19 protein-coding genes are annotated in these 19507 nt (G+C 72.6%); 17 read left to right on the top strand and 2 right to left on the bottom strand.

The features are described 5' to 3' along the window. Nucleotides 1–50: 50 nt before the first annotated feature. From OOK41_RS30620 to OOK41_RS30540, 17 genes are all read left to right on the top strand, one after another. Nucleotides 51–1127 carry a nucleotidyltransferase domain-containing protein gene (locus OOK41_RS30620; RefSeq protein ID WP_117668680.1) on the top strand — a complete coding sequence of 359 codons (1077 nt, stop codon included), beginning with the start codon at nucleotides 51–53 and terminating at the stop codon, nucleotides 1125–1127. Beyond that, the gene (locus OOK41_RS30615) at nucleotides 1124–2518 is read left to right on the top strand and encodes a TldD/PmbA family protein (RefSeq protein ID WP_266267581.1); all 1395 of its coding nucleotides are present in this window, start codon (nucleotides 1124–1126) and stop codon (nucleotides 2516–2518) included. The genes OOK41_RS30620 and OOK41_RS30615 overlap by 4 nt, the downstream gene beginning before the upstream one ends. Before the next feature lies 1 nt (nucleotide 2519). Continuing rightward, nucleotides 2520–3890, top strand: a complete 1371-nt coding sequence (locus OOK41_RS30610) for a metallopeptidase TldD-related protein (protein WP_266267580.1) — start codon at nucleotides 2520–2522, stop codon at nucleotides 3888–3890. 73 nt (nucleotides 3891–3963) lie between these two features. Continuing rightward, nucleotides 3964–5028, top strand: coding sequence for a cobalamin-independent methionine synthase II family protein (locus OOK41_RS30605; protein WP_266267579.1), 1065 nt, complete (start codon nucleotides 3964–3966; stop codon nucleotides 5026–5028). Between the two features lie 64 nt (nucleotides 5029–5092). Next, a complete protein-coding gene (locus OOK41_RS30600; RefSeq protein WP_266267578.1) occupies nucleotides 5093–5791 on the top strand; it encodes a pentapeptide repeat-containing protein in 699 nt (232 codons plus the stop codon). Between the two features lie 179 nt (nucleotides 5792–5970). Next, nucleotides 5971–6969, top strand: coding sequence for an ABC transporter substrate-binding protein (locus OOK41_RS30595; protein ID WP_266267577.1), 999 nt, complete (start codon nucleotides 5971–5973; stop codon nucleotides 6967–6969). A 60-nt stretch (nucleotides 6970–7029) separates the two neighbouring features. Further along, entirely contained in the window at nucleotides 7030–7797 is a 768-nt protein-coding gene (locus OOK41_RS30590; protein ID WP_117668686.1) for an ABC transporter ATP-binding protein, read from the top strand. Further along, nucleotides 7794–8594 (top strand): ABC transporter permease, encoded by an 801-nt coding sequence (locus OOK41_RS30585; protein ID WP_117668687.1) that lies wholly within the window; start codon nucleotides 7794–7796, stop codon nucleotides 8592–8594. Before OOK41_RS30590 ends, OOK41_RS30585 begins: the two co-directional genes overlap by 4 nt. Beyond that, the gene (locus OOK41_RS30580; protein ID WP_266267576.1) at nucleotides 8591–9658 is read left to right on the top strand and encodes an Ldh family oxidoreductase; all 1068 of its coding nucleotides are present in this window, start codon (nucleotides 8591–8593) and stop codon (nucleotides 9656–9658) included. Before OOK41_RS30585 ends, OOK41_RS30580 begins: the two co-directional genes overlap by 4 nt. Before the next feature lie 32 nt (nucleotides 9659–9690). Next, nucleotides 9691–10425 (top strand): SDR family NAD(P)-dependent oxidoreductase, encoded by a 735-nt coding sequence (locus OOK41_RS30575; RefSeq protein WP_266267575.1) that lies wholly within the window; start codon nucleotides 9691–9693, stop codon nucleotides 10423–10425. Then, nucleotides 10422–12026 (top strand): FAD-dependent monooxygenase, encoded by a 1605-nt coding sequence (locus OOK41_RS30570; protein WP_266267574.1) that lies wholly within the window; start codon nucleotides 10422–10424, stop codon nucleotides 12024–12026. Before OOK41_RS30575 ends, OOK41_RS30570 begins: the two co-directional genes overlap by 4 nt. 29 nt (nucleotides 12027–12055) lie before the next feature. Next, nucleotides 12056–12427: a hypothetical protein gene (locus OOK41_RS30565; RefSeq protein WP_117668690.1), complete on the top strand. Its 372-nt coding sequence runs from the start codon at nucleotides 12056–12058 to the stop codon at nucleotides 12425–12427. After that, nucleotides 12424–12960 (top strand): cupin domain-containing protein, encoded by a 537-nt coding sequence (locus OOK41_RS30560; RefSeq protein WP_266267572.1) that lies wholly within the window; start codon nucleotides 12424–12426, stop codon nucleotides 12958–12960. The genes OOK41_RS30565 and OOK41_RS30560 overlap by 4 nt, the downstream gene beginning before the upstream one ends. Nucleotides 12961–12987: 27 nt before the next feature. Beyond that, nucleotides 12988–13398, top strand: coding sequence for a RidA family protein (locus OOK41_RS30555; protein WP_266267571.1), 411 nt, complete (start codon nucleotides 12988–12990; stop codon nucleotides 13396–13398). Next, nucleotides 13398–14279, top strand: coding sequence for a fumarylacetoacetate hydrolase family protein (locus OOK41_RS30550; protein ID WP_117668691.1), 882 nt, complete (start codon nucleotides 13398–13400; stop codon nucleotides 14277–14279). The genes OOK41_RS30555 and OOK41_RS30550 overlap by 1 nt, the downstream gene beginning before the upstream one ends. A gap of 197 nt (nucleotides 14280–14476) precedes the next feature. Beyond that, nucleotides 14477–15247, top strand: a complete 771-nt coding sequence (locus OOK41_RS30545; RefSeq protein WP_207892744.1) for a GntR family transcriptional regulator — start codon at nucleotides 14477–14479, stop codon at nucleotides 15245–15247. A gap of 191 nt (nucleotides 15248–15438) precedes the next feature. Further along, on the top strand, nucleotides 15439–16395 hold the full coding sequence (locus OOK41_RS30540) for an amidohydrolase family protein (protein ID WP_266267570.1): 957 nt from the start codon (nucleotides 15439–15441) through the stop codon (nucleotides 16393–16395). 57 nt (nucleotides 16396–16452) lie between these two features. Here the strand turns inward: OOK41_RS30540 and OOK41_RS30535 are convergent, their stop codons facing one another. Both OOK41_RS30535 and OOK41_RS30530 read right to left on the bottom strand, forming a co-directional pair. Next, the gene (locus OOK41_RS30535; protein ID WP_266267569.1) at nucleotides 16453–17844 is read right to left on the bottom strand and encodes an N-acetylmuramoyl-L-alanine amidase; all 1392 of its coding nucleotides are present in this window, start codon (nucleotides 17842–17844) and stop codon (nucleotides 16453–16455) included. Nucleotides 17845–18117: 273 nt separating this feature from the next. Beyond that, a complete protein-coding gene (locus OOK41_RS30530) occupies nucleotides 18118–19371 on the bottom strand; it encodes a S8 family peptidase (RefSeq protein ID WP_266267568.1) in 1254 nt (417 codons plus the stop codon). Between the last annotated feature and the right edge of the window lie 136 nt (nucleotides 19372–19507).

Here is a 19507-nt window from a genome sequence, read left to right as displayed (position 1 = left end):
CGGCCAGCCGCCGCGTCCCCGACCCCGACCCCGAGCTTCAAGGGACTGATGTGAGCTACCGCGAAGAGAAGCTGGCGAAGGCGATGTCCACCGCTCAGGAGGTCGCCCAGGAGACCCACGTCGACTCCGTCTACCTGGCGGGCAGCCTGACCGCCGGACTGGGCAGCCCGACCAGCGACGTCGACGTGTTCGTGCTGTCGTCGGGTGCTGTCGACGACGGCGCCGCCCGGCAGAGGCGCGTCGGCGACGTACGCGTCGACATCGAGGACTACTCGATCTCCTGGGTGGACGGCGCGCTGCGCAAGCTCGCCGGCTGGGACAGCTCGCGGCAGCGGCTCCGGCACGGCGCGCTGTCCGACGGGGAACTGGACTTCCTCATCCGCATGCGGGACATCGAGGTGGTGAAGACGTCGCCGGAGCTCGAACGGCTGCTGGGCGCGCTCGCCGCCGCCGAGGACCGGCTCCGGCAGATGGCGCTGTCCACCTGGGCGCTCAGGGCCAACGGGGACCTGTCCGACCTCCGGGGGGCGTGGCAGGACGGGGACCACGCGTCCGCCGGCCTGGTCGGGCAGAGCGTCATGGTCTGTGCCGGCAAGGCGGTGAGCACCGCGTCGGGGGATCTCTATCTCGGGTCCAAGTGGGTGCACCGCCAGTTGCGCCGGTCGCTGGGCGACGCCTTCCCGTGGGACCAGTTCCTCGACTGGCAGTGCGGCGCCTGGGCGCGGCCCGGCTCCGACGCGGCCTTCCGGGACTTCGTCGCCTTCCAGCAGACCCTGATGGCGGCGGCGCAACTGCTCGGCTGGAACAGCCCCGCGGTCGCCGAGTGGCCGTTCTGGGAACTGGGCAAGGGGCCGTACCGCCGCAATCCCCACTACAACACCATCCACCTGACCGAGGGCGTGCTGCTCAACAACGAGCTCCAGCGACAGGTGGTGGTGAAGCCGGACGTCGCGCTGGTCTGGGCGCTGAGCAACGGCCGCGACGAGGACGAGATCGTCGATGCGGCGGTGCACCTGTCGGCGCGGGTGTCCACCGCCGCCGAGGAGCCACTCGGCGCCCAGCGGGCCCGGGACCTGCTGGCCCTGCTCCACCAGCGCGGGCTGGTCTCCAGGGACCTGTTCCGGTGACGCTGACCACCGACGCCGACCGGCTCACGGACGAGCTGCTCGGGGTGGCCGAGCACTGGTGCGGGGAGGGCACGCGCCTCGGCGCGGAGTACGCCCAGGCGTTCGTCGAGGTCACCGCGGACATCCGGCTCGACTGCGCGGTGCGGGACGGGGCGGCCGTGGAGACCGGCTCGGTGTTGGCCCGGCGGTCCGGGGTGGGCCTGCTGCTGCGGTACCGCGACTCGTGGTGGTTCGGCTCCGCGCCGCTCGCGGAGCCGCAGGCCCTGGCCCGGCAGCTCGCGCTGGTCTGCCCGACGGGTCCACGGGTCCCGCCGGCGATCCCGCGCCTCCGGTCGGTCCCGGGTCCGCCATCCCCCTGGCCGGCGGTCGCGGATGCCGGTCTCGCCGGTCGGTGGTGCGCAGGGGCGCAGCCGGTGCGGCTGGACCTGATCCAGGACTACTTCCACCGGTACCGCGTCGTCGTGGACACCCGTGGGGTCCGGGCGGCGTCGCCGGTGTCCGGTGGCCGGCAGCGCTGCTCCGCGACCGCCGTCGGCGCGGACACGGTGGCTCGCTCGTTCACGCGGCGGAGCCGCCCGGACTGGGGGGCCGAGACCCCGGTCGGCGAGCTGGTCGAGTCCGTGGACGCGATCGCCCGGGACGCCGTCCGCCGGGCGCGGGGACTGCTCCCGGCCCGGAACCTGGGACACCGCAGGACCCCGGTCGTGCTCGCCCCGAAGGCGGGCGCGGCCCTTCTGCACGAGCTGATCGGGCACGCCGTCGAGGCCGACAACTTCGAGAAGCACACCCACCTCGTGTCGGCCATGACGGACGGGCCGCTGTGCGACGCGCCGCTCGGGCTGGTCGACGACGCCGGCGTACCCGGCGGCATCGGCAGCCTGGGCGTCGACGACGACGGCCAGCCGGGCGCCCGTACGACGCTGGTCCAGGACGGGGTCCTGGTCGGCCGGCTGACGAACCTGCTCGCGGCGTACCCGGACGCGGCCGGCTCCACGGGCAACGGCCGGCGGCAGGACTACACGAGGGCCTCGTTGCCCCGGGCCACCAACACGGTCGTCCTGCCCGGCCCCGACGGGGTGGACCGGCTCTGCGAGGTGCCGCCGGAGGGGCTGCTCTACGTGTCGGCGCTCAGCTCCGGCGAAACCGTCCCGGCGCGCGGGGACTTCTGCTTCTCCGCGGCCGAGGGCTACTACCTGACGCCGGGCGGCGGGCGGCAGCCGCTCAGGGACGTCAACCTCCACGGCGACGCCCGGGGCACGCTGCGCAGGCTCGTCGGCATCGCCGACGACGTCGAGGGCGACAACGTGACGTGCGGCAAGCAGGGGCAGTCCGTGCTCATCGGCCTGTACTCGCCGACCATGCGCTTCGACAGCACCGACTGGTGGTGCTGAGATGAGCGACGCGCCGCCGCCCGCCCTGCGCGCCGCCGGTTTGCTGTCCGGGGCGGCCCGCGCCGGCGAGGCTCTCGAAGTCCGCACGTCGCGGCTGAGCCGCCGCAAGCACCGGATCACCGCCGGCCGGGTCCGCTCCGGCGCGGCCGTCACCGGCGCGGCGCCGACGCTGGTCCGGCTGGCCCGCGCCGGCCGCGAGGTGCATCTCTGGGTGGACCACCTGTCCGCCGCGACCGCGCCGGGCACCCTCGCCGAGGCGCGCGAGATGCTCCGGTACGGGCGTCCCTACCGGGACGCGGCTGCCCTGCACCCGGAAGCCGACTGGGACGACCAGCGGTTCGTGGACCACGGGCTGCGGGATCCGGACGGGCCGCTCGCCGCGTTCTGGCGGTCCGTGCGCGAGGCGGCCGAAGCGGTCGGCGAACGGCTCGGGATCCGGGTCGCCGTCGCCGACGCGTTGATCGTCGAGGAACAGCACACCGAGGTGTTCGCCCGGTCCGACCACGCCCCACGGACCTTCTCGTTGACCCGGATCGAGGCCCGGCTGCTGGTCGAGGTCCGGCAGGGGCAGCGCCGGACCCGGCTGTGGGCGGCGCGGCGCGGCAACCGGATCGCCGAGCTACCGGTGGCCGACCTGCTGACGGAGGCCGCGCTCCGCGGCGCGGTGACGCTGGCGGCCGACGGGCGGCGCGAGCCGCGGCGGCAGGCCGGGGGCGCGCTGCTGCTCGGCCCCCGGCCGACCGCCGCCCTGCTGCGCGTGTTGGCGAACGACCTCTTCGACCGGCCCGACGCGCCCCGGCCCGCCGGGCCGCTGTGCCACGTGCTGGTCGACGACGCCCACGCCGCCGGTGGGCAGCACTCGCGGCCCTTCGACCACGAGGGCTCGCCGACCGGCCGGACCGACCTGCTGGACGGGTCGGGGCAGCCGACCCGGATGACCGTCCGAGGTGGCCTGCCGGCGGCTGCGGCCGGGGCCGCCCGGCTCACCGGCAACGCCTACGCGCCGGTCGGTCAGGCCGCGCCGATGCCGCGACCCACCAACGTGGGTCTCGCCGGCGTCGGGCCGGGCTCCGGGGAACGGGCGGCCCCGGACGGCTTCTCCGGGCTGTTCGGGTTCAACCTCAGGGGCGAGGGCACCCAGCAGATCCGCGCCGGCGACGTGATCAGGTTCCGGGTCGAGACCGCGTACCTGCGCGCCGGCGCGGTCGCGGGGCGCGGGGCGACGCTCTTCGTCGCCGGCACCGTGCGGCGACTCCTCGACGCGATCGAGGCGGTCTCGCCCGCGACGTCCTACGTCCCCTGGCGCGACCACTCGACCGCCTGCGTCTGGACGCTCTTCGCCGAGGAGGGTCGGCTCACCGACCGGCCCTGACCGGGTGCCGCCGCCGGGCACCTTCGCGGACGGATGTTGCATTGATCTACTTTCGTCTATATGTTTTCGGGGCATGGGCCTTCCTACTGAACCGATCGGCAGTATGCCCCGCGCGCCGGAACTCCTCGCCGGCCTCGCCGAGCACGCCGCAGGCCGGCTGGACCACGCCGCGCTCGACGCGCTCTACGACCGGGCGGTGCGGGACACCGTCGCCCGCTTCGAGGAACTCGGCTCCCCGGTGGTCACCGACGGGGAGCAGCGCAAACCCAGCTTCGCCACGTACCCGGTCGACGGCCTCGGCAACCTGGCCCCGGACGGGGTCGTCATCCCGTTCGCCGACGGGCACACCCGGCGGCTGCCCCGCCTGACCGGCGGGCCGTTCCGCTACGCGACCCACGCGGCGGAGTACCTGCGGACCGCGCAGCGGCACGCCAGCGTGCCGGTCAAGCAGGCGGTGATCGCGCCGTCCGCGCTGAGCCTGCTCTACCCCCAGGACGGCATCCCGGGGTACGACCGGGACGCGTTCCTCGACGACCTCGTCGACGAGGCGGAGGCGGACATCCGGGGCGCGCTCGACGCGGGCGCGCACCGGGTGCAGCTCGACTTCACCGAGGGTCGGCTCTCGGTGAAGCTCGACCCGTCCAAGGGGATCCTCGATTCGTTCGTCGCGCTCAACAACCGGGTCCTGGACCGGTTCACCCACGCCGAACGGGCCCGGATCGGGGTGCACACCTGCCCCGGCGGCGACCAGGACTCGACGCACAGCGCCGACGTCGACTACGCGGAGCTGCTGCCCAGCCTGTTCGCGCTGCACGCCGGGGTGTTCTACGTGCAGCTCGCCAGCGAGCCCGACCAGGAACGGGTGCTGCGGACGATCGCCGAGCACGTCGGCTCCGAGCAGACGGTCTTCGTCGGCGTCACCGATCCGATCGACCCGGTGGTGGAGACCCCGGAGCAGGTGCGGGACCGGGTGCTGCGGGCCGCCGAGCACATCCCGCCGGAGCGGCTCGGCACCTGCGACGACTGCGGGTTCGCGCCGTTCGGCGACGACGTGTCGACCTCGCGGGAGACCGCCTGGGCCAAGGTGCGGGCCCGGGTCGAGGGCACCGCCCTCGCCGCCGCGCGACTGGGGGTGTGACCCGGCGCTCCGGCGCCCCGGCCCGGCGGCCCCCGGGCCGCGGGGTCTCGGTTAGCGTGCGGGGATGGTGGTGCGATCGTCGCGTGGTGGTGCTGCTGGTCGGTGGCGGGCGCCGGTGCGGCCGAAGCCGCCGGTGTCGCTGGAGCTGGCCACCGTCGAGGGTGCCGTCGTCGAGGACGAGGCCACGTTCCGCCGGCTGGGCTTCTTTGACCTCGACCTGTCGGGGCGGTCGGCGGACGGGGTCGAGTTCGCGCAGTGCCGGTTCAGGGGGACGGACCTGAGCGGGGCCGGGCTGGAGGGGGCGAGGTTCACCGACTGCCTGTTCGAGAGCACGAACCTGGCGAACCTGCGGGCGGAGAAGTCGTCGCTGCTGCGGGTGCGGCTGTCGACGGTGCGGATGACGGGCGTGCAGTGGATCAACGGGTCGGTGCGGGACGTGACGGTCTCGGACTGCCGGCTGGACCTGTCGTCGTGGCGGTTCACGAACTTCTCCAGCGTGGCGTTCGAGGGGTGCAACCTGACCCGGGCGGACTTCCAGAACGCGGACCTGCGCGGGGCCCGGTTCACCGACTGCGACCTGACCGGTGCGCAGTTCTCCCAGGCGACGCTGGCGGGCACCCGGTTCGCCAACTGCGTCCTGGCCGGGATCGGCGGGGTGACGAGCATGGCCGGGGCGGTAGTGGCCCAGCAGGACCTCGCCGCCCTGTCGTACACCCTGGCCGGGGCGTTGGGCATCCGCATCGAGGACGCCGACGGCGAGTGAGACCGGCCGGAGCCGGGGTTCGGCGTCCACGCGGATCGGGGTGACCCACTGCCTGGCTTTCGTCATCCCGTCCCTCCGCAGGCCTGGCAGGGTGGCGGGCCGACCGGCGTTACCAAAACGAGGTCTTGACGGGTGGGGAAGTTTGACATTTGATAAATCCTGCCCACGCAGGAGGTCCCATGTCAGGTCGTAACCGTCTCGTCGCGGCTGTCGCCGCGGCGGCCCTCGCACTCACCGTCTCCGGCTGTGGTGGCTCGGAGAAGAGCGACTCCCCCGATGCCGCCTCCGTCACCTACCTGACCTCCTTCGGGACGTTCGGTCGGGACTCTTACGCCTATGTCGCCCTGGAGAAGGGCTACTTCAAGGAGGCCGGGCTCAACGTCACCATCAAGCCCGGCACCGGCACCGTCGACGTCATGAAGCTGATCGGGTCCGGGCAGGCCGACTACGGCACCGGCGACCTCTCCGGGGTCATCACCACGATGGCCAACGAGAAGATGCCGGTGCGCGCGGTGGCCGCCATCCACCAGAAGTCGATGGCCGGCATCGCCTCCCTGGACAAGGCGATCGACTCACCGGAGAAGCTGTCCGGCGCCAGCATCGCGGACAGCTCCGGCTCCACCAACATGATCATCTTCCCGGCGTACGCCAAGGCGGCCGGCATCGACCCGAAGTCGGTGAAGTTCGTCCCGTCCTCGCCGCAGTCGCTGCCGCAGTTGCTCGCCGCCGGCTCGGTGGACGCGATCGGCCAGTTCGCCGCCGGCAAGCCGCTGCTGGAGAAGGCGGCCGGCGGCAAGACCGTCACCATGCTGCCGTACGCGGACAAGCTGCCCGACCTGTACGGCAACGGCCTGCTGGTCTCCGCCACGAAGCTGGACAGCGACCGCGCCCAGGTCGAGAAGTTCACGGCGGCGCTGGTCAAGGGCCTGGTCTACGCGGTGGAACACCCCGACGAGGCCGCCCAGTTGCTCAAGAAGCACGACCGGACGGCCGACGAGAAGGTCGCCGCCGCCGAACTCACCGAGATGCGGCCGTACGTCCTGGTGGACGGCGGGCAGGCCGGAAAGCTCGACCGGGTGCGGGTGGAGGCGATGATCAAACTGCTCGCCGGCACCGGCACCCTCAAGTCGACCCCGAACGCCGACGACCTCGGCGTCTACGACATCGCAAAGCCGTAACTTCCTCTTCGACGGCGGTGCGCGCGGCCGGTTGCCGCGCGCACCGCGAGGGGCGAGACCATGATCGGAATTCGTAACGTTTCGCAGATCTTCCGCACCAGGGCCGGTGACGTGGAGGCCCTGCGCGACGTGTCGCTGGAGGTCGCCGACGGCGAGTTCGTGGCGATCGTCGGGCGGTCCGGCTGCGGCAAGTCCACCCTGCTGCGGCTGGTGGCGGGCCTCCAGTCGGCCACCTCCGGCGAGATAACCGTCGCCGGCACCCCGATCAACGGGCCCCGGCGGGACGTCGGCTTCATGTTCCAGCGCCCGGCGCTGCTGCCGTGGCGGTCGGTCGTCGACAACGTGCTGCTGCCGACCCAGGTGTTCAAACTGGACCAGCGGGACGCCCGGACCCGCGCGCACGAACTGCTCGACCTGGTCGGGCTGACCGGCTTCGAGAAGCGCCTGCCGCACGAGCTCTCCGGCGGCATGCAGCAGCGGGTCTCGCTGTGTCGGGCCCTCATCCAGCAGCCCCGGGTGCTGCTGATGGACGAGCCGTTCTCCGCGCTCGACGCGCTCACCCGCGCCGACCTCACGGTGGAACTCCAGCGCCTCCAGATGAAGCACGCCTCGACCGTGCTGTTCGTGACGCACTCGGTCGACGAGGCCGTGCTGCTCGCCGACCGGGTCGTCGTGCTCAGCCCGCGACCGGGCCGGCTGCGGGAGATCGTGGAGATCGGCATCGCCCGTCCCCGTTCGCTGGGACACGACGGCCACTCGGCCGAGCTCGGCGAACTGCGCGCCCGCCTGCACGACCTGCTCATGACCCCCGAGGAGGTGGCACGGTGACGGTCACCGAGGCCCGCCATGCCCGCCGCGACAAGCCGCGCGCCGACGTCCGCTGGGCCCAGCACCTTCCGCCCGTGCTCGGCGTCGTGGCCGCCGTCGCCCTGTGGTGGGCGATCACCGTCGTCTTCGAGGTGGAGAGCTTCATCCTGCCGTCCCCGGTGCAGGTGGGGCAGGCCATGGTCGAGCAGTCCGACTACCTGTGGGACAACACCCTGGTCACCCTCGCCGAGACGCTGCTGGGCTTCGGACTGGCCATCGCGGTCGGGGTGCCGCTGGCGCTGATCGTCACCGCCTCGCGGATGCTGGAGCGGACCGTCTACCCGCTGCTGCTGATGCTCAACGCCGTACCGAAGGTGGCCGTCGCGCCGCTGCTGGTGGTGTGGATGGGCTTCGGCCAGTTCCCCAAGGTCTTCCTGGTCTTCCTGGTCTGCTTCTTCCCGATCGTCATCTCCACCGCCGCCGGGCTCAGCTCCACCCCGGCCGACCTGGTCGAGCTGGGCCGGTCGCTGAAGACCAACTGGTGGCAGACGTTCCGGATGATCCGGATGCCGGCCGCCGTCCCGCAGCTCTTCGTCGGTCTCAAGCTCGCCATCACCCTCGCCGTCATCGGCGCGGTGATCGCCGAGTTCGTCGGCGCCACCGAGGGGCTGGGCTACGCGATCGTCGCCTCCGGCGCGAGCGCCGACACCGCGTTGGCCTTCGCCGCGATGATCCTGCTCGGGGTGCTCAGCGTCGTGCTGTTCTACCTGCTCGCCGCGATCGAGCGGTTCTTCGTGCCGTGGGCGGGCCGGTCATGAGCGCGCCGAACCTCCCGGTCCGGTGGCTCACCGACGCGGTCGCCTCGGTCTTCGGCGCGCTGGGCTTCTCCGAGCAGGCGGCCGGTCTGGTCGCCGGCTCCCTGGTGGACGCCGACATGCGCGGGATCGGCTCGCACGGGGTGATGCTGCTGCCGATGTACGTCGACCGGATCAGGGCAGGCTCGGTCAGCCGGTCCGAGCGGGCCGAGGTGGTCCGGGACAAGGGCGCCGTCGCGGTGCTCGACGCCGGCCACGCGCTGGGGCAGCTCACCGGTGACCAGGCGATGCGACTGGCGGTGGCGAAGGCCCAGACGTACGGCGTCGGCGTGGTCACCGTCCGCCGGGCGTTCCACTTCGGTGGGGCGTTCCGTTACGTGGACCTGGCCGCGCGCAACGGCTGTGTCGGCATCGCGGCGGCCAACACCCGCCCGCTGATGCCCGCCCCGGGCGGCGCCTCGGCGGTGGTCGGCAACAACCCGCTCGCGGTGGGCGTGCCCCGCGCGGGTGGCCGGCCGGTGATCCTCGACGTGGCGCTCTCCGAGGCCGCGCTCGGCAAGATCCGGCTGGCCGCCGATGCGGGCCGGGAGATCCCCGCGAGCTGGGCGACCGACGCCCAGGGGCGGCCCACCACCGACCCGGCCGCCGCGCTCAAGGGGCTCCTGCTGCCGTCCGGCGCCCACAAGGGATACGGTCTCGCCTTCATGGTCGACGTGCTCACCGGGGTGCTGTCCGGCGGGGCGTACGGCCGGGGGGTCCAGGGCCTCTACGCCGACGTGGCGGTGCCCAACGACTGCGCGCACTTCTTCCTCGCCCTGGACGCCGAGACGTTCGCCGAGGACGCGGAGGAGATCGCCCGCCGGGTGGACGACCTGGCCGGCCAGGTGCTCGGCTCCGCGCTGGCCCCCGGCACGGAGCAGGTCCACCTGCCCGGTGACATCGAAGCCGACCGGTACGACCGGGCGCTGCGCGAGGGCGTCGCGCTCCAGCCGTCGGTCCTCGCCGGGCTGGTGGACGTCGCCGCCGGGGTGGGCGTGCCGCTCACCGTGCCGGGCAGCGTCGGCTGAGCCGGTCGGGCCCGAGGAAGGAGGAGGAAGTCATGCAGGCCAGTTTCGACACCACCGGCGAGGTGCTCGTGGTCACCGGCGGCGCCAACGGGATCGGCGCCGCCCTCGCCCACGCGTACGCCGACGCGGGCGGCACGGCCGTGGTGTTCGACGTGACCCCCGGCCGGCCGCACCCCGCCGGGCGGGTGCAGGAACACCGGGTGGACGTGTCCGACCGGGACGCCGTGCACGCCGCGGTGACCCGGGTGCTCGCCGAGCACGGCCGGATCGACGCCCTGGTGGCCGGCGCCGCCGTGCAGCCCCGGTGCGACGTGGTCGACATGGACCCCGAGCAGTGGCGCCGCACGCTGGCGGTGAACCTGGACGGGGTCCTCTGGTGCGCGCAGGCGGTCCTGCCGGACATGATCGCCCGCCGCTCGGGCGCGATCCTGGTCTTCGCCTCGGGCCTGGCCACCGCCGGCCGGGCGCAGGCGTCGGCCTACGCGGCGAGCAAGGGAGCGCTGATCGCCTTCGCCAAGTCGCTCGCCGCCGAGGTCGCCGAGCACCGGATCCGGGTGAACACCGTCTTCCCCGGTGTGGTGGACACCCCGCAGTTCCAGCAGGCCAACCCGACCGGCGGGGAACGGGAGCACTGGGAGCGGGCCACCGGCATCGGCACGCCGGCCGACGTGGTCGGGCCGCTGATGTTCCTGCTCTCGACCGCCGCGACCATGACCGGATCCACCCTCACCCGTGACCGGGCGTACCCGAGGAGCGACGCGAAATGAGCGGCACGACCGAACAGTTGCCGGTGGGCATCGTCGGCGCCGGGCCGGTCGGCCTGGTCACCGCGCTGGGCCTGGCCCACTACGGCGTACCGGTGGTCATCTTCGAGGAGGACGAGCGGCTGTCGCTGGACACCAAGGCCGGCACCGTCCTCACCCGCACCCTGGAGGTGCTGCACCGGTACGGTGCCCTGGCCGACGTGCTGGCCGGGTCGCTGCGCATCGACGAGATCGGCGAGCTGGACCGGGCCACCAACACTCAGACGCTCAGCGTCCGCACCGGCGACCTGACCGAGGACACCCGGTTCCCGTTCGTCATCAACATCCCGCAGCACGAGCTGGAGCCGATCCTGCGCCAGCGGCTGGACGCCACCGTCCCCGGCGCGCTGCGCATGGGGCACCGGCTGCTCGACTTCGTCCAGCACCCGGATCGGGTGGACCTGCGGCTGCGTACCGCCGAGGGGGAGCGGACCGTACCGGTGCGCTACCTGCTGGCCTGCGACGGCGGCCGGTCCGTCGTCCGGGAGCAGATCGGCGCGGTGGTCGAGGGCGAGACGTACCAGGAGCGGTACATGCTGGTCGACCTGAAGGTCGACCTGGACGTGGAGAACCCGCGCGACTACCCGTACCTGGCCTACTTCGGTGACCCGAAGGAGTGGATGATCCTGGTCCGCCAGCCGCACTGCTGGCGCTTCCTCTACCCGCTGCCGGCCGGGCAGGCCGAGCCGAGCCGGGAGGAACTGGTCGACAAGGCGCGCCGGTTCATCGGGGACACCAAGACCCTGGAGATCGTCGGCACCAACATCTACAACGTCCACCAGCGGGTGGCCGACCGGTGGCAGGACGGTCGGGTCTTCCTGCTCGGCGACGCCGCGCACCTGATCACGCCCATGTGGGCGCTGGGCCTGAACACCGGGGTCCTGGACGCCTCCAACCTGCCCTGGCGGATGGCCTGGGTGCTGCGCGGCTGGGCCGAGGAGAGCCTGCTCGACGGTTACCAGGTCGAGCAGGAGCCGGTCGCCACCAAGGGCTCCGCGTCGATGGCCGCGGCGGCGCGGGCCTACATGGCCCGGCGGGCGGACGACCCGGGGGTGATGACCGCCGGCAACTGGGGCAACGCGTTCACCCGCGCCATGCTCGGGGTACGCCTCGACGTGGACGGCACGGGCGACTGGTCGATGGTCGCCGCCGGTGACGAGCCGCTGCCGGTGCTGGCCGGGGCGCGCAGCCCCGACCTGCCGCTGTTCGGCCAGTCCGGCACGGTGTACCTGCACGACCTGGCCGCCGACGCCTTCGTGGCGCTGTACTTCACCGACCCGCGCCGGGTGCCGGCGCTGCCGCCGCAGGACTCGCCCGCGCTGCGGCACTACGTGGTGAGCCGGTGGGACGCGCCGCACGACTCCGGGCTGCGGGACCGGGCGCTGTTCGATCCGGGCGACCGGGTGCGGCGCCGGTTCGGGGTCGGGAACGACACGCTGGTGCTGGTCCGCCCGGACGGGCACGTGGCGGCGATCGTCCCGTTCGACCCGGTCTCCGGCGTCGACACGGCCGCCCAGCTCTACGCCCGGGTCACCGGCTGCCCACCGCCCCGTGACCCGGCCTGACCACACCCTCGTCTGCGAAAGGGATGACAATGAGCAACTACGGTCACGCGACCGCCCCGGACGGTAGCCAGGTCGAACTCGGCGCCGTCGGTCAGCGGGTGGTCTTCGAGAACGACCAGGTTCGGGTCTGGGAGATCAGCCTGGAGCCCGGGGAGCAACAGCCCTGGCACCACCACCTCAACCCGTACCTGGTGATCGCGCTGGCGGCGGCCGACAACCGGATCGACGCGCTCGCCGGTGGCGACCCGCGGCTGGTGCACGAGGCCGTCGGCGGCGTGGTGTACCGCGAGCCGGGCGAGGTCCACATGCTCACCAACAACGGCACGACCCGCTACCACAGCCGGCTCGTCGAGCTGAAGTGCCTGGGGGAGAACCTCGCGGCCGGTCAGGGCGACCGATGAGCGACCTGCCGTCGCTCGTGCCGGCCCCGCCGGTGCCGGCCGGCGTCGACCCGCAGGAGTGGGCCAACAACCTCTCCGAGCCGTCGAACTACGGCGGCGAGGCGGCCGACCGGTCACGCGAGGAGCTGGTGGCCGCCCCGGGCGGCGTGGTGCTGGCCCGGTTCCGCGAGATCCTGCTCCAGACCGGCGAGCTGGACTGGGCGGACAAGACGCTGGCCGGCCTCTCGCACAAGGCGCTGTGGCGCAACGACGAGACCGAGGCGTCCATCTCGCTGGTCCGGTTCCGCAAGGGATCCGGCATCCCGCTGCGCCACTCGCACGCGTCCAACCAGTTCATGTTCTGCCTCAGCGGCCGGTACACCTACGTGCCCACCGGGCTGACCCTCACCCCGGGCTCCTTCTACTGGAACCCGAAGGGCAGCCTGCACGGGCCCACGCTCGCCGAAGAGGAGAGCGTCCTGCTGGAGATCTACGACGGGCCGCACTACCCGACCCAGCCGCAGTGGTACACCGATCCGGCGGACGCCCGCTAGCTCCACCCTCGGAAAGAGAAGATGACCATGCCCAAGCAGCAGATCGTTTCCCCCGAGCTGGCCGTCCCGAACGGTCACTTCGCCCAGGCCACCCAGATCAGGGCGCGGGGCCGGATGGTGTTCGTGTCCGGCATGACCGCCCGCAACCGCTCCGGTGGGGTCACCGGCGTCGGTGACATCACCGCCCAGACGCACCAGGTCTGCCAGAACCTGCGCGCCGCGATGACGGCCGCCGGCGGGTCGCTGGAGGACATCGTGCGGGTGGACGTCTACGTCCGCAACATGGAGGACTTCAACGCCATCCACGAGGTACGCCGGCAGTACTTCACCGGTGAGCCGCCGGCCTCGACGATGGTGGAGGTCGCCAAGTTCGTGAACAAGGACTACCTGATCGAGATCAACGCGATCGGCGTGATCGACGACGAGCAGGACGCCTGATGAAGCTCGCCAGTGTGCGTACCGAGGGCGGCCGACGGATCGGGGTGGTGCACGGCGACACCGTCGCCGTGCTCCCCGCCGAACTGGGCGGGCTCGACGAGGCGATCCGGGGCGGCGCGGACGCCCTGGACTCGGTCCGCGCCGCCGCGCGGCAGGTCGCGGCGGTGCCGTTGGCCGAGGTCCGGCTCGACGCGCCGCTGCGCCGGTTCAACCGGGACATCCTCTGCACGGGCTGGAACTACTGGGACCACTTCGAGGAGTCGCGCGGCAAGCGGGAGGGGCAGGATCCGGCGGAACGCCCCAAGCACCCGACCTTCTTCACCAAGGGACCGGACACGGTCGTCGGCCCGTACGACGACATCGCCTACGACCCGCAACTCTCCGCGAAGTGGGACTACGAGGCGGAGGTGGCGCTGGTCATCGGCGCGGACTGCCGTTCGGTGAGCGAGGCGGACGCGATGTCGTACGTGGCGGCGTTCTGCGTCGCCAACGACGTGTCGCAGCGCGACCTGCAACGCGCGCACGGCGGCCAGTGGCTCAAGGGTAAGAGCATCGACGCCACCATGCCGCTCGGGCCGTGGCTGACCACGGTGGACGAGGTGCCGGACCCGGCGAACCTGCGCATCCGGTGCGAGGTGAACGGCGTGGTGCTCCAGGACGCGTCGACCGCGCAGATGGCCTTCCCATTCGCCCGGATCATCGCCGAACTGAGTTGGGGGATGACCCTGCGGGCCGGCGACGTGGTGCTCACCGGAACGCCGAGCGGCATCGGGAACGCCCGCGATCCGCAGGTGTTCCTGAACGACGGCGACCTGGTGGTGACCCGGGTGGAAGGGCTCGGCGAGCTGCGCAACCGCGTGCGGCTCACGAAGCTGCACTGATTCCCGACGGGTGCGGGGCGACGCAGCGCGGCATCGCCCCGCACCATTCCACAGCGGCGAAATTGGTACCATTTCCAGGGCGCGCCGGTGCGTTTGTGGGATCACCCGAAACACCCATGAACCAGGATCATGTACCGCATGTCCCCCAGTCACGGGACGCGGACGCATCCACCAGCGGCTCTATCCGGAGGCACACCGTGGCAACAACCCGTCGTAGTACCGTCCTGAGCGACGCCAGCGATGACGGCCGGGTCGGCGCCGGTGGAGCCGATGGGCAGCACCGCACCCTCGCCGACTCGGCCACCGCGATCCTGCACGAGGCGATCCTCACCGGCCGGCTGCCGGCCGGCACCCCGCTGCGGCTCAACGAGATGGCCGACCTGCTCGGCATGAGCATGAGCCCGGTCCGGGAGTCGATCCGGCGGTTGGCCGCGATCGGCCTGGTCGAGGTGGTCCAGCACAAGGGCGCCTGGGTCATGCCGCTGACCGTCGAGGACGCGGTCGACACCCACGAGGCCCGGATCGCCATGGAGACGGCGTTGGTCGAGCGGGCGGCGACCCGGTTCACCGCCGAGGACGCCCGGCGCGCCGAGGCGGCACTCGACGAGCACATCGCCGCGTCCGCGCGCGGCGATGCCACGGCTGCCCGGCGGGCGCACACCGATTTCCACTTCACCATCTACCGGTCGGCCGGATCGCGCTGGCTGCTGCGCGGTCTGGAACCGGTCTGGGAGAACAGCGAGCGGTACCGGTTCGCCACGGTCACCCCGACCGGGCAGAACGAGGAGCGGGTCCGCGAGCACCGGGCCATCCTCGACGCGTGTGTGGCGGGGGACGTGGCGGCGGCCGTGGCCGCCGTGCAGGTCCACATCCAGCACGCGGCCGACCGGGTGATCGGCAAGATGAACACCGACGCCGCGGCGGTGCCCACGGCCCGGGAACCGGGGCACCCGAGTACCGGCAGATGACCACCGGCGTCACCGGGCCGGCACACCGCGCCGGCCGGCCCTGACGCCACCCGCCACCGGGCGGGCCGCCCACGCACCGGGCGGCCCGCCCGGTCCCCCCGGTGCCGGGGTGGACGACCACGCCAGCACCACCCCGTACCGTCGGCGCGTCCCGTCGCGACCGCGGTCGGGCCAACCGTTAAGGAACCCCCGTGCCCAGCATCGACATGCACGCCCACCTCGCCCCCGACCTGCGCCCGGCCGACCTTCCCGGGGTCGCGGTCGACGGTGACGGCGCGGCCCTGCTCGGCGGCAGGCGGGTCGGCCCGGCCGACCTCTACCACCCGGACCGGCTTGAGGGCCACCTGGACCGGGCCGGGCTGGACGAGGCGATCGTCAGCGTCCCCCCGCCCTTCTACCGCCAGGGACTGCCCGCACCGGAGGCGTCGGCGTGGGTCCGCGCGGTCAACGACGGACTGCTGGCCGTGGTCGCCGGCCGGCCCCGGCTCACCCCGCTGGCGTACCTGCCGTTCGAACACCCCGAGGTGGCGCTCGCCGAGTACGACCGGATCGCCGCCGACGACCGCTGGGCCGGGGTGGTCGGCGCCGCCGGTGGGGACGCCGGCCCGTTGGACGGCCCGGCGCTGCGCCCGTTGTGGCAGCGTCTCGACGCGGACGGACGCACCCTGCAACTGCACCCCGCGCACTCGGCGGATCCCCGGCTGGAGCCCTACTACCTGGCCAACCTGCTGGGGAACCCGGTCGAGACGACGGTGGCCGTGGCCCAGCTCGTCTTCGGTGGGGTGCTCGGCGGGTACCCGGGGATCCGGTTCGTGCTGGTGCACTGCGGCGGTTGCGTGCCGGCGGTGGTCGGGCGCTGGGAGCGCGGACACGCCACCACCCGGCCGGGCGTACCGGTGCTGTCGCCCACCCCGGCCGAGGCGGTGCGCGCGCTCTATGTCGACAACCTGGCCCACGACGCGGCGGTGGTCGACCTGGCGGTGTCCGTCTTCGGCGCCGACCGGCTGGTGCTCGGCAGCGACTGGCCGTTCCCGATGGGCTCCGCCGACCCGGCCGCCACGGTGGCCCACCGGGGCGGGGAGTACGCCCGGCAGGTGGCCACCGACAACGCGGCCCGGGCCCTGGGACGGGCCCCCGCTGGTCCGTGACGTCGGTCGGACCGGTCGTCGCACACCACCGGCCGCACCGTGCTCCCCGCTCCCCGCTCAGCAGCGAGGCACGCCCGGAATGAAGCCGTCGTGACCGGTCAGTACGAAGGCGTCGGCGACGTACTGGCCGGTGCCGATCCGGTTCCAGACGTTGGAGGTGCCGGAGGGGCCGGTGACCGTGGTGCCGGTGGTCTGGCAGTAGATCGCGACGGTGGCGCCGTCGGCGACCGAACCGACGACGGTGTACCCGGTGCCGGGGCCGGACCGGACGTTGAGGCTCGATGCCTCGGTGTTCACCGTTCCGGAGCCGACGGTGCTGGCGCCCCCGTTCACGAGCTGCATGTAGTACGTCCAGTTCCAGTTCGGCCCGGGATCGGTGTGGGTGGCGCCCGGCACCTGGCTGTGGCCGATGATGTGCGCCCGGTCCTTCGGGATGCCGTACCGATCGGCCAGGGTGCGGGTGAGCGCCGCGGACGCCCGGTACATCGAGTCGGTGTACCAGCTCGGGTTGTCGACGTATCCCTCGTGCTCGATGCCGACCGACTGGGTGTTGTAGGTCCAGTTGCCGGCGTGCCAGGCGACGTCCTTCTCACGCACCGACTGGGTGACCGCCCCGTCAGAGGAGCGGAAGGTGTAGTGCGCGCTCACCTGGGCCGCCGGGTTCTGGAACCAACTGATCGCGCTGGCGTAGGAGCCCTGCGTGGTGTGGATGACGATGTAGTTGATCCGGTAGGTGCTCGGCCGGCTCGCCACGGTGTAGTTGCTGGTGCTGGCCGGCGCCCAGGCAGCCGGCCCGTAGTCGGTGCTCATCGTGCCGAAGCCGCCGGTCCCGGCGGCCGGCACCTGGGCCAGGGCGCCACGCTGCGGCGCCACCGGCCGCCCCGCAACGGTCAGCGCGCCGTCTCGCCCTGCGGTGAATCCGGCCGTGAGCAGGCCGAAGACGGTGTCCGCGTAGAGCCGGGCGACCGTCGGATCGGCCGCCCCGCCGTAGCGGACCACCGGGCCGTACCAGTGGTTGACGTCGGCCCGTTGGGCGGCGGTGAGCCCGGCCCGGTCGGCGTACGAGCGCAGCACGGCGGCGGCGCCGGCGATGTTCGCAGCCGGGTCACCGGTGAGCGCCCGGCGGTGCAGCCCGGTGAGGGTGGCCGCCTCGTCCAGCGTGCGTACCTGTCGGTTGCTGGCCAGGTGCATGACACCGTAGCCACCGGAGGCGCTCGGCAGACCGGCGTGGCCGTCCAGCCGGGTCTCGGCGTAGCCGAGCGCGATCAGCAGATCGCGGGGCACGCCGTACCGGGTGGCGGCCGTGTCGAAGGCGCTGCCGAGCGGGTGTGCCGACACGACGGGCGTCGTCGCGCGGGTGGAGCCGGCGGCGGCCGGCCCGGTGGCCAGCAGGGCCGGGCCGCCGAGCCCGATGGCCAGCACCGTCACGGCGCCGAGCAGGCGACTCACTCGCCTTACGGGAATTCGAGGACTCACCGTCACCCCTTCCGGAGAACCAGGACTCCGGCTCTCGGAACCCTGGTCGCCGCACGATATATGACAACGAGGATCGATGGATAGATTTGCCGGTCACCTCGTCTTCTGTGATGGAAACCTTCACGACCGCCGTCCTCCCGGCCGTGGTGACCGGCGGCGGGCCGGCCCTGCGCGGCCTGCTCGCCACCTGCGTGATGTCAGGGAGTTGACCGCGCAGGGCCGGCCTCGGCAGCCTCCGGCGACGGATCAGAACGTTGGAGACAGGTAGAGGAGCCGGTTGGGCGAGCCGGCACCCGGGTTGACCACGGCCGGGTTGGCGACGCCGAACAGGAAGCTCTCCACCTGGGCCGGTGTCCACGTCGGGTAGATGCTCAGCACCCGGGCCGCCGCCCCGGCCACGTGCGGCGCGGCGTGTGAGGTGCCGCTGAACATCTGCACCGCCGTGGTCGAGCTGATCCAGGCGGACATGATGCTCACGCCGGGGGCGAAGATGTCCACGCAGGGGCCGTAGTTGGAGAAGCTGGCCCGACTGTCGTTCGACTGCGTCGCGGCAACGGTCAGCGCGGTCGGCGCCGACGCGGGTGAGAAGTTGCAGGCGTTGGTGTTCGAGTTGCCAGCGGGGACCGCCACGGTGATGCCGTCGGCGACGGCGTTGGCCACTGCGGTGTTGAGCGCGTTGTTGAAGGTGGACTGGATCCCGACGTTCGCGACGGCGGGCTGCCCCGCCTGGTGGTCGGCGACCATCCAGTTGATGCCGTTGATCAGGATCGACAGGGTGCTGGGCTGGGCGCAGTCGAACACCTTGACCGCGACCAGCACGACGTCCTTGGCCACCCCGTACGTCGTCCCGCCGACGGTGCCGGCGGTATGGGTGCCATGCCCGTTGCAGTCGTCGGCCGGCAACATGCCGTCGACCGCGTCATAGCCGTAGATCGCCTGACCGCCGAATTCCTGGTGCCCGATGTAGATCCCGGAGTCGACGATGTACGCCCTGACCCCGGTGCCCTGGCTGACGTAGCTGTAGGTGCCGCTGAGCCCCAGCGGTGCGTCGATCCGGTCCAGGTTCCATGGTGCGTTCAGTTGCGTGGTGGCCAACGTGGTCAACCGGTCCTGCTCCACGTGGGCCACCGCCGGGTCGGCAGCCAGCCGGCGGGCGACCGCCTCCGGCGCCCGCATGGAGAAGCCGTTCAGGGCGTCGCCCCAGACCTGGTCCGGGTGCACGCCGTACCGGCCGGCCAGGCCGCTGACCATGCTGGACACCGTGGACCGGCTGCCGACCGCGCTCTCCTTGAGCGTCACGATGTAGCTGCCGGGAACCGCCGTCGCACTGCCGGCGCCCAGGATCTCGCCGATCGCGCCCGACGCCGGCTCGGCGGCGGGTGCCGAAGACGCCGGACCGGCGAGCATGGTGGCGGCCAGGGTGGTGGTGGCGAGGACGGCCATGACGGCCAGCCCGGGTCGACGGGTGTGGGTGAAGATCGTCCTGTGGCGGAGTCTCATCTCTGCGCCATCCCTCTGCTCCGGCCAGTCCACCGTGCTCGTGGCCCGATGGAATGGTCTGATCGGTTTTCGGGATCGTACTGCGTCGATTGACGGGACGGCGATTGGCAGAAGACGTCCATCGATTGACGGAGCT

It is taken from the genome of Micromonospora sp. NBC_01655, assembly GCF_026339755.1.
In the GTDB taxonomy this organism is placed as follows: Bacteria; Actinomycetota; Actinomycetes; order Mycobacteriales; family Micromonosporaceae; genus Micromonospora.
Note: the sequence above shows the minus strand (reverse complement) of the source record. Positions and strands in the feature narration are given on the sequence as shown.